At 41.9% G+C, this 16,477-nt stretch carries 8 protein-coding genes; 2 read left to right on the top strand and 6 right to left on the bottom strand.

What is annotated here, in order from left to right:
* Positions 1-6: 6 nt before the first annotated feature.
* The 5 genes from QZ327_RS00865 to QZ327_RS00885 all read right to left on the bottom strand — a co-directional run bounded on the left by QZ327_RS00865 (position 7) and on the right by QZ327_RS00885 (position 9,379).
* Positions 7-2,862: a glycoside hydrolase family 88 protein gene (locus tag QZ327_RS00865; protein ID WP_294616330.1), complete on the bottom strand. Its 2,856-nt coding sequence runs from the start codon at positions 2,860-2,862 to the stop codon at positions 7-9.
* 76 nt (positions 2,863-2,938) lie between these two features.
* Positions 2,939-5,863, bottom strand: coding sequence for a TonB-dependent receptor (locus QZ327_RS00870; protein WP_294616332.1), 2,925 nt, complete (start codon positions 5,861-5,863; stop codon positions 2,939-2,941).
* A 12-nt stretch (positions 5,864-5,875) separates the two neighbouring features.
* The gene (locus QZ327_RS00875) at positions 5,876-6,655 is read right to left on the bottom strand and encodes a 6-phosphogluconolactonase (protein ID WP_294616334.1); all 780 of its coding nucleotides are present in this window, start codon (positions 6,653-6,655) and stop codon (positions 5,876-5,878) included.
* 3 nt (positions 6,656-6,658) lie between these two features.
* Positions 6,659-7,915 (bottom strand): beta-L-arabinofuranosidase domain-containing protein, encoded by a 1,257-nt coding sequence (locus QZ327_RS00880; RefSeq protein WP_294616335.1) that lies wholly within the window; start codon positions 7,913-7,915, stop codon positions 6,659-6,661.
* Positions 7,916-7,951: 36 nt separating this feature from the next.
* On the bottom strand, positions 7,952-9,379 hold the full coding sequence (locus QZ327_RS00885; RefSeq protein WP_294616336.1) for a glycosyl hydrolase family 28 protein: 1,428 nt from the start codon (positions 9,377-9,379) through the stop codon (positions 7,952-7,954).
* A 296-nt stretch (positions 9,380-9,675) separates the two neighbouring features.
* On the opposite strand from QZ327_RS00885, the gene QZ327_RS00890 reads away from it, so the two are divergent.
* Together QZ327_RS00890 and QZ327_RS00895 are read left to right on the top strand one after the other, a co-directional pair.
* Positions 9,676-10,725 (top strand): LacI family DNA-binding transcriptional regulator, encoded by a 1,050-nt coding sequence (locus QZ327_RS00890; protein WP_294616337.1) that lies wholly within the window; start codon positions 9,676-9,678, stop codon positions 10,723-10,725.
* Between the two features lie 126 nt (positions 10,726-10,851).
* Positions 10,852-13,245, top strand: a complete 2,394-nt coding sequence (locus QZ327_RS00895) for a glycoside hydrolase family 20 protein (RefSeq protein WP_294616339.1) — start codon at positions 10,852-10,854, stop codon at positions 13,243-13,245.
* A gap of 184 nt (positions 13,246-13,429) precedes the next feature.
* On the opposite strand, the gene xyl3A is transcribed toward QZ327_RS00895, so the two are convergent.
* Positions 13,430-16,018 carry a xylan 1,4-beta-xylosidase gene (gene xyl3A / locus QZ327_RS00900; protein ID WP_294616341.1) on the bottom strand — a complete coding sequence of 863 codons (2,589 nt, stop codon included), beginning with the start codon at positions 16,016-16,018 and terminating at the stop codon, positions 13,430-13,432.
* Positions 16,019-16,477: the final 459 nt, after the last annotated feature.

Here is a 16,477-nt window from a genome sequence, read left to right on the forward strand (position 1 = left end):
CATTTCTTATTTTTGATTATTCTTTTCCAATTTCATTATCTCTGATCCAGCTAAGAGGAAAGCGCCTACACCATATACGTCTGTCGTGTTCTCATCAGCCGGTTTCGGGTCATGACCTACGGGTTGAATATAACCCATTTTCCCATCTTCATGTATATAATTGCATAACGTAGCCCATGCCCGAAGCATCGGCTCCATATAGGTCTTGCTATCAAGCAATCCGTTCCTTATACCCCATGCCATACCATAACAAAAGAATGCCGAAGCACTGTTCTCCGGTGAGGGGTACGAGTCACTATCCAATAAACTTGCATGCCACGATCCTCTCTCATCTTGTGTTTTCAAAATACCTTCGGCCAAATTCCTGAACAAATCAACATAATATTGTCTATTGTGATAATCTTTAGGTAGATTGTCTAAAATTAGCGGAATGCCGGCAAATACCCATCCGTTGCCACGTGCCCAGAATTGTTTTTCTCCGTTTGCTTCGCGAAGATTGATCTTCGTACAATCCCGGAAATATAGTTTTGCACCTTTATCATAGAGCGAGTCAGTACATTCTTTGAATTCCTTATCCATGAAGTCGATGTACTTTTTATTACCGGTTAGCCTATACAATCCGGCATAAACAGGCGGAGCCATGAAAAGCGCATCGCACCATGACCAACGTTCATCCCGACCTTTGGGATGGTTCTTTTCCAAAGGTGCTTTCGATGGTTTATTTATCACATGGTCGAGCCGCTCTATGGTATGCGCGATAAAGTCCTTATCACCATATCTATTATATAATTCCAAATACGTTTGCGAAACACAAATATCATCGGCATGATAAGGTCTGTAATAAACGTTATATCCATGGCGTTCACCTTGTGCCTTTAAGAAATCAAAATAAGTTTCATTGCACGTTTCCTTTGCCCACTCCGACAAACCTTTATACCAAGTTCCGTTTGTCCAATCCAACGCATGATGTTTTACCGAGGACTGGTTTCTAATCTGCCAAGTAGCAACACGGTCACATATTTCCTGTATTTTATCCATACTTTGAGGAAACAGACGCACTGTCAACGTTTGAGTCGTTTTAGGTGCAAGCTTCATTTTGTAGCCAATGATACTTACATTCGGGTTAGACACATCAAAGTCTCTAATAGGATCCGCAGATGCAACAAATGGTTCGGATCCTGCAGGAACAGATACAAATACAGACTTTCCATCCTGTATCAAAAAGAATCCATCACCCACAGCTTTCACTTCAGCTTTAGTAAGCATCCGCCAAGTTAAATCTGCAGTTTCAGTATTGGTTCTTATTTCATCCTTTATTTCAATATACTCTTCATTTACAATGGCAATATAGCGTGAAGCATAAGATAGCTGGCCATCATATAACGATGACAGATCAATCAGGGTTCCTTTTAACTTCGGTGTATTCTTATGCGATTTGATTTCAGCACGTCCTTTTACATCAAAGAGTTTATCATTTATAGAAAATACATTGTGGGCCAAGTTTGTATACCTGAATATTTTCCACCGGTCGCTGTTTTGAGTTGTATCCCAAATGGAAAGCCCGTGTTTTTCAAGTGCTCCATAATCTTGTGGTCCCAAGTCGATAGCCCAACGTACTCCCAATGCATCAATCACAAATGAACCCTGATCCAAATGGTTATGTGTATTATCAGAAGGCATACCGCCTTTTATACCTACATAAATAGCATCTTTTGTACCCCAAGCTGTACGCATTAATGACACGGAGGTCTCATTCCGGGCAACAAAAGTCAAGGGCAATCTGTCGGTTTTCGCTTTATCTAATTTTAAATTATGTCCAAAAAGAAATATGGAAGGCAACATACGGCTATACTGCTCATAGCTATATTCTTTAAGGTTAAGCAGATAATTGACTTCGTAATTTAATAAACCGGGATCGTTCATCTTCTTTGCAAACCAAAACATGGATGTATTAAGACGAATACCCGCACCGGAGTCTCCAAAATTAAAAGGCTGAAGTGTAGGGCTAATCATATGCATAATGTAATATGCACTTTTTGTGAAGCCGGGAATATCCGATAGACCAAAGTCCGTTCCATACATTTGTTCCAATAAGGCCAAAAGCATTACATTATAGGTAGTGCCATAATGCCAATATCCATACCCTTCGGGATAAGCCCCATCCGGACCGTACCGTTTCATAGGTTTACGGATACTTTCAATAGAACGCTTGATGACTTCTTTTGCCAGCATAGGTTGGTCTTCCATTATAGCTATAGCAGCATAGGCCATAGCCGTATTACATACCTGATTCCAATTATTTTCCCTTTCCAGGAATCCGTTGTATTTACTGTCTAAGGAAGGATTGATTCCTTTTTCTAAAATTGCATTTCTTATTATTTTTCGAGAATCTTTGTCTAATGTATTATATAGCCAGTCATAACCTATTGAAACAGCTAACGTCATTTCGGCAACGTCCAGAAAATGACTCGGATTCCAATCCGAATATTGCGAAACGGCCAATAACTCGGCTTTGGCACGTTCAGCATATTTGCTTTCACCCGTTGTACGGTAAGCATATGAAAGCATAAAAATACGATATAAAGCTTCCCTTGATGTCCCAAGTAAACGTATGCCTTCCAATCTTCTTTCAAGAGGTGTAGTAATCAAGAGTTGGTCGCAACCCTTTAATGTATTTTGTTGCAATACACTCCAAACAGAATCGTTTGATATATTTTCAACTAACTGCACCTTTTCCTTTTCGGTTAATAGAATACGAGGATGCGGTATTTTCTTATCGGGTATGTCAACTTGTCCGTATAAAGATTGTACAGACAAAATAAAACTAAGAATGAAGGATATTATAATCGTATTTGTTTTCATAGGTTGATATTTTTTTGAAAATTCGATGCCATATTGATTCAATATGGCATCGAAAAATTAGCAACGGCACTTTCCGCTAGAATCTATAGGTAAATCCTCCACGGCCAGTTACACCATTATATTGAAGTTTATACGCACGTTCTTTGTTGCCGAAATACGCATAACTTTCACTGTCAAGTGCATTTACAACTTCTACCCAGAAAGTTAATCCTTTATATATGTTTACTGATCCGTTCAGGTCTAACTGCCAGCGATCATCTTGCCAAATGTCACGTTCCGAATTAGAACCTAAAGCATTGATGAATGACCCCATGTAATTCATAGAAGCTTGCAGTGTGAAACGCTTGGTTGAGTATGCCAAAGCAAAGTTCGCTGTACTTTCAGCTTGTCCCGGCAAACGAGTAACACCTCTGTCTTTATCTGTTGTAGCTTGTGAAAACACATATGTATAGTTCATTGTAAGTACCAGGTTTTTCAAGAATGATGGTAAGAAAGTCAAGGCTGAATTTAATGTTACTTCAGCACCGAATACTTTTGCCGATTTACCATTTTTGGTTTGTATGACTTGCCATCCATTATAATTACTGGTAGGATCATCCAAAATACCTTCATTCAAGAATTGGAATTTCTGTATATTCTTGTGGAATGCAGCCAACGAAATGAGACCTACACTTGGTAAATATTGCTCAATGAGAATATCGAAATTATTAGCATAAGCCGGTTTTAATTCGGGATTTCCAAGAGTCACACGTTCTAAATCCTGAGAGACGCCTTGACTGGGTACAAGATCAAGGATATTAGGACGTGAATATCCTGTGGTCCAAGACATACGAAGAACTGTATTCTGAGACATATCGGCTTTCATCTGAAGATTGGGCAAGAATTTTGTATAATTCAATTTTTCACTTACAAGTGTACTTTTATAAGCATTAAACGCATCCGGATTGTCGTTCTGTATCGGAGCATTCGGATCTACATAAGGTTCTATTTTATTTGCCTTGTAGTTTACGCGGGTATGTTCAACACGTACACCAGCCAACAACATCACATTATCAATTTGTGTCTTATTCATCACATATCCTGAAAATACTTTTTCCTGAGTATCATAATAAATTCCTTCACGGTTCATATTTGAAAAGTACTCATTTACTGTCACATCACCAGCATTCGCCGGATTGTTCATGTATGCTTTTGTCTTATCAAAGCTGGGCGCTACACCAAAATGAAGCTTATTCTTCAAGAATTTTGTATCCAGTTGTTCAGTGTATAATAAGTTGCTCAAATTATTTGCATCACTTGCCGTATAGGAATATGTATTTGTTCCTACAGGCACTTCTCCAGTATTATTCATGAATTTGCCTTTAACCCCGAATGATAATATTGACGCATAATCTTTTATATAGTAATTTTTCGAAGCGTTGGCTCTTACCGTAAAGTTAGTACCTTCAGTTATTTGATTATTATTTTCTACTGTATAAAGATTATATCTTGATACAGCATCCGGAGTTTCTGTTCCCATATTCCCCGTTGGTACATAAGTATACTTTCCACTTAGGTATTTGGTATAAATAGTAGGCATTACTCCAACAACTGTCCCTTTAGGAATAGTAACACCATTTATTTTCTTTCCCGCCCTCCATTCAGGAGTCTGAAACCCCATCATCTCACTTTCATAGTTACGCTTTGACAACGTATAGAATAATCCTCCATCAACTTTCCAACTACCTATTGTAGACTCTCCATCCAGATTAATATTGAAATTACGTATTTTCTCGTTTTGAGTTGAGACTTGCGTGATACTACGCATACGTTCCGAACCAATAGAACCGTCTTCCATTAAATAAAATCCATTTCCATTGTCACGGAAACGAAGACGATTTCTATATCTTTCAGCATCATCTTTACGTTCATTATAAACGGTACTCAATGTAAATTTAGTATTTACAGTTGGAGCCCAATCGGCAACAAATGTTATACCGTTACGAGTTGTTGTACTAGTTTGATAACGGTAACGATAATCCGTAGGAATATATGTTTCATCGGAAACAACCTCGCCTGTAGCTTTTTCCGTCAATTTGTATGGCTCCCATGCTTCAGCCTCTAAACGGTCATATCCGCTATTATTTCTTAAGAAACTGTAGTTTGCAGCAATCCCTAAAACCCCATTTGAGTTCTTACCGGTAGGGAAGAAGCGTTGTGAATAGCCTGCTTTAGCATTATAGTTAACTTTTTCGCGTATGCCGGAGTATCCACTTCCCAAGTCTACAGAGAATTTAGGTTTTAATGAACGCGCAGTACCGGTACGCATATTAATAACTCCTGCAATAGCATCTCCATCATTAGAAGGCAACAGCGTTTTCTGAACTTCCATCGAAGCCAACAGGTCGGAAGGAATAACATCCAACGCTTCATTTCGCTTACCAGATTCCTGACTACTCATAATCTGTTCACCATTCATATTGATATTAGTGAAACTGGCTGGAGTACCACGAAGCTGTACCTCTTTTCCATCGGTCGTAATACCACTCAAACGTTTCAAAGCATCGGAGACATTCGGATCGGGGAACTTACCCATCTGGTCAGCCGAAATAACCTGCATCAAATTATCAGCCACCTTTTGCTGATTTAATGCACGTTGTTGCCCGCTAACGGCAGCCGATATAACAACATCACCCAATTCATAAGAATTCTCCTGCATAATAAAATCCTTTAAAACGGTTTTTTCGGCAGTGATGGTTATGGTTTCGGATATTTGTTTGTATCCTAAATAATTAACTTCTACGTTTATTTGCCCCACGGGTATTCCCTGCAATACGTACTCGCCATCCATATTGGATGCTGCTCCAAGTGTACTACCTTTGATTGAAACAGAAGCTCCCGGAAGTGTATTACCGGCATTATCTTTTATTGTTCCACGAAGGTTTCCTTTGTCCTGTGCAAACATTGATACTGGAACCAACATTACAACCAAAAAAACGAAGAATTTCAAAGTATCTTTCATAAAATTTAGGTATTAAATTGCCAATAAACTTGCAGCATCTTTATCTATAAATAAAGTTGCATCATTATGTATTCTTAGTATTGATGCCGGACAGGCTTCCGAAACCGGTCCATTCAGTGTTTCATATACGGCTTTTGCCTTACGAATATCAGGAACAACTCCAATAACTGTTGTACATGACATTAACGCCGGAATCGTTAGCGTCAGAGCTGTCTCAGGAACTTCGTCAAGATTAGAAAACTCCTTATCATTAACCTGTTGTTGACGGCAAACCATGTCCAAAGATGTTTTTCTTACCCATTGCGGATCGTAAAAACGAGCTTCATGCGGATCATTAAAGGCTATATGCCCATTTTCTCCAATACCAAGACTGACGATATCAAGAGGAGCCTCTCTCAATAACTTTTCATATCGTTTACATTCGGCACTGATATCCTTTGCACTTGGATTCACATAATTCACCGTATGAAAATTCTTCTTGGAAAATATTCTGTTTTTCAAGAAGTTGCCAAAGTTCTGAGGAGCATCATCACCCAACCCCATATATTCATCCATATGAAAAGCATCAATACGACCAAAATTAATCTCTCTGTCATTGGCTAAAGCTTCGAGAAAATCACTCTGAGAATGGGCGGCAGCATATATTGCCCTGATGTTTTCTTTTCTATCAGCCATCATTTGCAAAACTTTCCGCTTGTACAGTTCATAAGCAGATCCCCCCATTGCTACCCGGTTTTCGTAAACAAAAACCTTCAAGGAATCTACTTTAAATTCTTTAATCAAATCCATCATTTCTTACTTATTGTATTTTAATTGATAATACGCAGCAATAAAACGCAACCCAAACGATGTACCTACGTCGCGACTAGTAAGCCACACCTTTCCTTTCTTTGAACGGTAGCGCGTATTAATCACAGCTCCACGAAGATTAGGATCAGGATGATCTATTGCATATCTATTTTTAAGCACCCAGTTTATACTCCTTTCATAATAGGGGATAAATTCATCATAACCATATCCGGCTAAACGTATCCAAAGCATTCCGGCAAAGGCAACAGCCGAACCACATATAGAACCTTTATCCGAAGGTTTTCCATCCGTATAATTTACATAATAGATAGTTCCGTCGTTTTGCTGTACCTTGGCGTATGTACGAGCTGTTTTAGCAGCTGCTTCAAGATATTTTTTATCTTTTGTCAGTTCATAAGCTTCGAGTAAAGATTCAGCATACCACAAATTGAAACGGGGATGAAAAGAAGAGACCTCCATATGATTAGGCATATAACGCATCCATATTCCATCTTTATCTTGTTTTTCTATCAGTGAATTGGATAACAGGATATGTGCATCCCTGAACTTCTCATCTTTCGAAAATTCATAAGCATCTTTAAAAGGAGATCCTTCGGTATTTGGACGGGAAACATCTTCCAGCTTCTGTTCTTTCTTATTTTTATAAAAAGGACTATTCTGGGTAAGTATTTCACCGCTTTTCAAATCAGCAAGATCATAGCATACACCTTCTTCGGGATAATACATATTTTCCAATAACCACTTGGATGCTGATGTAGCAACTTTCGCATACTTCTGATCACCCGTCACACGACTTAATTCAAAAATACCCGGAGTACCATCACTTGTTGTAGCAAACACGATTTGATCATTACCTATATCATCGCCATGAGTAGCCGCAACCATGCCTGCAAACCGTGGATTATCCTTTATTTCAAGGCTTATCCACCAGTCTCCGGCTCTACGAGCAGCAGCCAAAGCATCCTTATTTCCGGTAACTTTGTAGGCTTCCAGTAAACCTAATATCACTTGTCCTGTGTGCCAGGGTTCTTCGTACGGATACCATTTGCCTTCAATTACGTTGTAATCACAACGCGATTTCCCTTCTTCATCCAACAATACCTTAGTAGCATACAACGTACACTCGTCCAAGGCTTTTATAAGTTCGACTTTTGTCGGTTGTTTAACTACCTGGGCTTTCAACACACAGCCGACACACACGCAGCTAATGAGTAATAAAGAAAATAACTTTGCTTTCATCATGGTCATTATTTTAGTTTTAATATCTCTTTCTGAAAATTATTTCAACCTAACCGTTGAATTATCCAATATCCTGATTTCATTTTTCTTCTTTGCTCCTATTGTGGTTATATTCCGAATATTTCCATCGGTTACATCATCGCAAAAAATTGCAGGACGAGAATCTGTATTTTTCAAGTCAAATACGATATTATCCAAATTAATCTCATTGACGTGTCTTATATATAAGCCATAAGAGGGTAATGTTCCGAACATGGTCGATTCGGGATATAGCTCTTCAAGTTCTTTTATAACTACATTGTCCATACTTTCGGTTATCCCGCCTGGGCATACAAAGCGACTGTTCGATAATGAAATTCCTTCAACCTTACCTTCTGATATTCCAGTGATGGAACAACCAATAGGAGAAGAGGCACAACCTATTATACCACTGATATTTATATTCGACATTGAACCGATAGGAGGCTGAGGAGCCTCATCATAGTGTTTACGTGCTCTGTTTCCAAGACGAACGAACAGCGGTACATGAGGACCATCAACCACAATATTTGAAATATTGATATTTTCCATAATACCACCATCAACTATTTCAAGTGCTATACCACAAATACCTTCAGAAAGTCCCGTTTTTACCTCCTCAGCAGCAGATTTCCGGATTACACAATTAGTAATGGTTATGTTCCGGAATCCGGCTGTACTTTCCGTCCCGAATTTTATAGCATTACAATGACTACTAAGAATGCAATTCGATACAACAATATTCTCGCTAACACGATCTGTAGTACTTTTGAAAGTAATTCCATCGTCATCGGCATCGCCGACAACATTGGTAATGACAACATCCTTACAACCATCAATATCCATCAAATCATTGTTTTTATTAGCATGATTAAATACCCTGATTCCATCAATCCGCAGTTTTTCACATCTTATATAAGATTGTAGCCACATTGCCGAGCTTCTCAGTTCAATGTTTTTCACTGTTACATTTTTACAATCAGCTATCCAAAAAAGATAAGGACGGTTACGATAACGATCGGGCTTTACTTTTGTCGTTACAGGAAAAGCCTCACCCTGCCCGTCAATAGTTCCTTCACCTTCTATTGTGATATTATTTACGTTATGAGCAATTATTAAAGACTGATACACCCATGTATCACCAAAAAATCTGAATCCAACCGTTGTTTTGGGGTAATCACTTAAATTTTTTGAGCCTAATAACCGTGCATTTTTCTCAAGAACCAATGTTGTATTATTTTTCAAGAATAATGTTCCAGTAACAAAATCACCTGCCGGAACAACAACCCGACCACCTTTTACCGAACTCTCATCTATCGCCTTTTGTATGGCTTTAGTAGAAACTGTTACACCATCGGCTTTAGCACCAAAAGACGTAATACGATAATCCGCTCCATAAGCATAAACAAAAGAGAAAATAGTCAAAAGAAAAATTTCAATAACTTTCATACAATACACTCTTTTTATTTTAAACACCGTGTAATACTATATAAAATCACACGAAAACCAAGTAAACAAACAAAATACACTGTAATACAACAATATAATAAATACGTGCATAACCGTGTCTTTGCAAATATATCGGATTTAATAGAGATAAAACAAATTCAAAAGCATGTTATAAAGCATACCAAATAAACATTTAATCAACATAGTACATTATTTTTACCACAAAACAAACTCCGTGTATTTGCACGGAATTCGTTTTTATTATTATATTTGCACAAAAATAAGATTGTCAAAATATGGTTAAGAAATATAGGATTAAGGATATTGCCGAATTAGCAGGTGTTTCAGCCGGAACTGTCGACAGAGTTATACACAACAGAGGTGAGGTATCAGCAGAGAGTAGAAAAAAGATCGAAGATTTATTGGTTAAAATCAACTATTCAAAGTCTTTTGGCATTCAAACCAAGAAAGAGAATAAACGTTTTCGAATATTAGCCATACTTCCACAACATACGGAAGGGGATTATTGGTATGCTGTAAAAAAAGGAATAGAACACATGATTTATTACTATGGTCGTATTGAGATAAAACTTAATTTTCTTTATTACAATCAGTTTAACATTCATTCATGTCGCGAGGCTTTCGATAAAGCACTATCTATGAAATCAGATGCCATACTTATAGGTCCTTCCTTTTTCGATGAAACCTTCATGTTCGCCAATCAACTGTTCATTAAGAATATCCCCTATATCTATATCGATACCTCCGTTGAAAACACAAAACCTCTAGCTTTTTTTGGTCCACACCCATATCAAACAGGTATCGTACAAGCAAAGCTATTAACAACTATATTAGAAGAAGGGAAAGACGCCGTCCTTTTTCAGCCCAAAAGAGTCGGTGACAAAACATCAATACAATCATTAAGCCGATCTTATGGTTTCATTACTTACCTGAAAGAACATTTTCCACATATAAAAGTACATTCCGGTCAATACAGTTATGAAAATAAAAAAGAGAATGACATGCTTCTTGATTGTTTATTTGATAAATATCCTAATATTGGCGGTGCCGCAGTTTTCGATACTAAAGGATACCTTATTGCAGAATATTTTAAAGAACACAACATCACTAATATTAAATTAATCGGCTTTGGGACAAACAAGAAAAATATAGATTGCTTGAAAAGTGGCAACATAAATTTTCTTATAGCCGAGCGTCCTGAATATCAAGGTGAAGCAGCCATGAAAGCAGCCATTGATTATTTACTGTATAACGAAACCGGAAATGTTGAGAACTACACCCCAATAGATATATTAATCAAAGAAACCATTGACTTCTATAAATAATTAGCAAAGACTATCAGATTATGTACGAAGTTTGATTTACGCCAGTCTTGTTTTCTGTAAATATCATCTAAACATAATCAATAATACCTATATTTGTGAGAAACTTATTAAAAACCAATCAAATCTATGATTACAAAACTTAACCGCCTGCTATTTGCAGGCATCGTAGCTGTGGCATGCACTTCGTGCGTGACAGAGAAAAAAGCCGATTATCAAGTAATTCCTCTCCCCCAGGAGATCAGTCTGACACAGGGAAAGCCGTTCCAATTAAACAAAAGTGTTCATATCACTTATCCTGAAGGGAATGATTTACTGAAACGCAATGCCGAATTCCTGTCCGAATACATCCGGCAAGCCGCCGGATATGCTCTCCAAATAAAAGCAGTGAAAGAGGGAGCAGCGACAAAGAACACAATCAGTTTAAACCTTGACGAAGATATAGCCAATAAGGAAGGATATGTACTGACAACAACTTCCGAAGGCATTCAAATCAACGGCCGGACAGAAAACGGCGTGTTCTACGGTTGCCAGACACTACGGAAGTCCATACCTGCCGAAGCACAGAGAACCGATATCCTGATACCGGCAGGTAATATCAAGGATGAACCCCGCTTTGCGTATCGCGGTATGCACCTTGACGTGTCCCGCCACTTCTTCCCTCTTGAATTTGTAAAAAAGTACATCGACCTGTTGGCACTTCATAACATGAATACTTTCCACTGGCACCTGACGGACGACCAGGGTTGGCGCATTGAAATAAAGAAATACTCGAAGCTGACGGAAGTCGGTTCGATGCGCAACCGTACCGTTGTAGGCAAGGCAGGGAGCAAAGAATATGACAACACCCCGTATGGAGGTTTCTATACACAAGAACAGGCCAAAGAGATTGTGAGATATGCACAAGAGCGTTACATCACCGTCATTCCCGAAGTAGACCTGCCCGGACACATGCTTGCAGCCTTGGCAGCCTATCCCGACATGGGATGTACCGGCGGACCGTACGAAGTATCTCCCGACTGGGGAATTTTTGAGGATGTCTTATGCATCGGCAACGAAAAGACCATGCAGTTCCTTGAAGATGTAATGATGGAAATCACCGATATATTCCCTTCCAAACTGGTACATATCGGTGGAGACGAAGCTCCCCGCAGCCGCTGGACAAGATGTCCTAAATGCCAGGCACGCATCAAAGCGGAGGGACTGAAAGCGGACAAACAGCATACTGCCGAGGACCGCCTGCAAAGTTACTGCATGACACGCATCGAAAAATTCCTCAACAGCAGAGGGCGGCAGATTATCGGCTGGGACGAAATCCTGGAAGGAGACGTCGCACCGAATGCCACTGTCATGTCCTGGCGCGGCACATCCGGCGGTATCAAAGCTGCACAAATGGGGCATGACGTAATTATGACTCCCAACGTTTATTGCTATTTCGACTACTTCCAAACGGCGGATACCAAAGACGAACCTCTCGGCATAGGCGGTTACGTGCCGGTAGAGAAGGTGTACAGCCTCGACCCCACCGCCTCGCTCACCGAAGAACAAGCCAAGCATATCCTCGGTGCACAAGCCAACCTGTGGACGGAGTACATCGCCACAACGGAGCATGTGGAATATATGATACTGCCGCGCATCGCCGCCCTTGCCGAAGTGCAGTGGACACGGCACGAGAAGAAAGATTATGCCGGTTTCACCAAGCGCCTGCCCCGCCTCATGGAGTTGTACCAACGCGACGGCATGAACTATGCCAAGCATATATTTGACATTCAAGCCGAATTTACCGCCACCCAAGAAAAAACAGAAGATGGCAACGGAGCCGTAGTAGCCATATTGCACACTATCGACAATGCTCCCATCTACTACACCTTAGACGGCACTGAGCCTACCACAACCTCGAAACAATATGACGGAACAGGAATAGTAATCCGGCAATCTGCCGACCTGCGTGCCGCAGCTATCCGTCCCGAAGGCAAAAGCAAGGTGGTGGAAAGAAGTTTCAATTTCAACAAAGCCACTTTCCGCCCGATTGAGTTAACAGGTGCGCAACCTGCCCCGAAATATACCTTTAAAGGTGCCACGACCTTGACAGACGGCATGAGCGGAAATAACAACTATGCCACAGGCGACTGGCTCGGCTTTATATCCGGAGATGTGACTGCCGTTATCGACCTCGGTTCGCCAACCGGAAATGCCACAGCCGGAACCGCTGCCGGACCATCTGAAATAAAACGCGTTGCCACCCATGCCGTAGTAGATATGAGTGCCTGGATTTCCGGATGTACAGGATTGTCTGTTTCAGTATCGGACGATAACAAGAGTTTCCGTGAAGTGGCAAGCAAAGATTTCCCCGCCGAAACGGATATCCGCAAGAAAGCGGTGGTAGACTATGAGATAACATTTGCCCCTGTAAAGGCGCGTTATGTGAAAGTAACAATCAAGCGCACTCCCACCCTGCCCGAAGGACATCCGGGAGAAGGAAGAACACCGTTCCTGTTTATTGACGAGATTGTAGTGGAATAAAGTTCCTTACCGAAGAGGATGTATATATAAACATCACCCTGCCTTCAGAGGAACATAGTGGCGAAAAATCCTTTTTCTAAAACAGATAAAGAAGATATCTTTTCGGCACTACGCTCCTCTGAACGGCAGGGTGATATTGAAATTCTAATTTAAAGACCTGTCCAGATTCTGCTCAAAAAGCTTCTTACTCAATCACAAAGTTTCCACGTTGCAAGTCCTGATCTTGCGAGCTTCTTCCCACCATCACATCATACTTGCCTGCACAAACCCGCATCGTATTGCTTTGGGCATCCCACCATTCCAGTTCTTTGTCATTCAAAGCAAATTCCACATCAACACTCTTTCCGGCAGGTATATGAACACGTTTAAAGGCACGCAACGTCTTGCCCGGTCCTTCCGCGTCTTCCTGCTTTCTGAGATAAACCTGTACCACTTCGTCACCGTCACGCCGGCCGCTGTTGGTGACATTGACAGTCAGCTTCAACGGTTCTCCCGCCTTAATACGTTCTTTTGCCAATGACAATTTGCCATATTCGAAAGTGGTATAGCTCAATCCGTAACCAAACGGGAACAACGGCTGCTGAGTCATATAACGGTAAGTACGTCCTGCCATATTATAATCCTCGAAATCAGGGAGCTGAGACATATTACGATAGAAAGTTACAGGTAAGCGTCCACCCGGATTATAATCGCCGAACAACACCTCTGCCACGGCAGTTCCACCTGCCTGGCCCGGATACCAAGCCTGCAAGATGGCTTCACAGTTCTTCGTTTCAGGTTCCAAAGCGATAGGAGAACCGGAACAATTCACCAAAACGACTTTCTTGCCGGCACGATACAACGCATCAATCAATTCGCGCTGAACAGCGGGCAGTTCAATGTCCGTACGGTCACCGCCCCTGAAGCCGGGAAGATTCACTCCCATCTCTTCCCCTTCCAGCAGAGGAGATACACCACCGGCGAAAACCACCACATCGGCATCTTTCACACGTGCCACAGATGCGTTGATATCCACTTTTTGTTTGAAGCCGATGTCGAAGTTCAGCTGTGCATCACTCCGGAAATATTCAAAATCAAGCTCGATATCATAAGGAGTACCCGCCTTTGCCTGTAATGTATAGCTTACCGACCTGCCGCCGTGCGTATTATGGAAACGCTTCACTTCCTCGCCATTGACGCGCAGACGACCGGAACCGTATGTATAAATTTCGAACACCACTTCACCCGACTGTTGGGGAGTAAGCACGCTGTTATAGGTTGCCGAGAAGTCCGTCAAGTTCACCCCCGGTGCAAAAACCGTAGCTCCCGATGTACAGAAGCGGAAAGGAGTGGTTACTTGTGTAGTGGTCACCGGGTCTCCCTCACGCTTCAAGTTGTTCCAATAGCGTGCCGTGAAGCCCTGTCCGGCAGCAGACTTGCATTGGTTGAACACGCTTTGAATCAGTGTCCGTTCCACCCAGCTGCAACCCTGTTCGTAAATCAGCTTATCGTCCGCTCCCAATGTGCGGCGTATACCGTCCAAAATAGTAACCGTATGCGACGGCATACCGTTATAGTTGCCCCACTGCATGACGGAGTCGTTGGCATTAGGCCCCATGACAGCTACGGTCAGCCCGCCACGCTTCAAAGGAAGTATGCCACCGTTGTTTTGCAACAACGTCATAGACTTGCGGGCTATGTCCAAAGCCAGCGAGTCGTGTGTTGCCGAAGCTACCACCGAGAAAGGAGTCTTTGTCCAGGATACTTCTGCGGGATCGTCCATTTCGCCCAAAGCAAAGCGTGCTTCCAACAGACGCACCACCGCTTTGTCAATCTCCTTCTCGTCAATCTTGCCTTCCTGTACCGCCTTTACCAATGCCTTATAACTGGAACCGCACTCCAGGTCCGTCCCGTTCAGCACAGCTGCCGCCGAAGCGGACTCCGCATCGGGATATGCCTTATGCCCGTGTTCATTATAAAAATCGGCAATGGCACCGCAATCGGAAAGGATAATGCCGTCAAATCCCCAGTCGTTACGAAGAATCTGCATCAACAGGCGGTTGCTGCCGCAACAAGGTTCTCCCTCGAAACTGTTATAGGCACACATCACCTCTTTCACACCGGCTTCCTTCACCAATGCTTCAAATGGCGGCAGATAAGTCTCGTACAAATCGCGTGCACTGAGATCTTCCACATTGAAAGAGTGGCGGTTCCATTCCGGACCGGAATGCACGGCAAAGTGTTTGGCACAGGCATGCAGTTTGTCATACTTCCCGTCATTGGTCCCCTGCAGACCTTTCACTACCATGACACCCATGCGGCTGGTGAGGTAAGGGTCTTCACCGTAGGTTTCGATGCCACGTCCCCAACGCGGATCACGATAGATGTTCACCGTAGGCGTCCACATGGTAAGTCCCTGATAGCGTTCGTAGCTTCCCTGCGATGCGTAGTGTGCATTCTTCGCACGAGCCTCATCCGATACGGCATCGAACACCTCATACACTGTTTCCGGCGAGAAAGATGCCGCCATGCCTATCGGTTGCGGAAAGACCGTAGCCAGTCCGGCACGAGCCACACCATGCAATGCCTCGTTCCACCAGTTATAAGGTTTTATACCCAGACGTTCCACCGGTTGGGAACTGTCCATCATCAAAGCCACTTTCTCTTCCAAAGTGAGTTCTTTCAATAGAAGTTCCGCTCGCTTTTCCGGAGCCAAAGAAGTGTTTTTGTACGTAGGCCGGCTACATCCCATCAGTAACAGGAGAGGCAGCCAATAGATAAGTTTCTGCTTCATGCTTAATGTTTTAATGATAGTAATCAGATTTATTCACCTTGCAAAGGTACAAAATTCCCCGGTATGCCATTGTGCCGGATGTTTCATAAAGTTTGGTATACGTATCATGGCACATGCTCCGGAAGGTTGCTACCGTTCTCTTCCGGCTGCTACCACGGCTCTTTCATTTACAGGAGTTAAAGAAGTTAGAGGAGTTAAAGGAGTTAGTGCCGATACTCTTGCGTATGTGTTTACGGAAGTATCGGCTTTTAATTCCTGTCCCGAAGGGTGATGGTTCTCTCCGGCTCCCGTAAATCCTTCCCCCGTGACTGACAGCTGCTTTCTCCCCCGCTGTTCCCACTTAATTGGAAACGTGTTCCCTGCACGTTGGGAACATATTCCCAATGAGGTGGGAACGCGTTCCCGGCAAGCTGGGAATAAAGTTCCACGGTGCAGAAACCATGTGGCACTCGTATGCCG

It is taken from the genome of uncultured Bacteroides sp. (assembly GCF_910578895.1).
Lineage (GTDB): Bacteria > Bacteroidota > Bacteroidia > Bacteroidales > Bacteroidaceae > Bacteroides.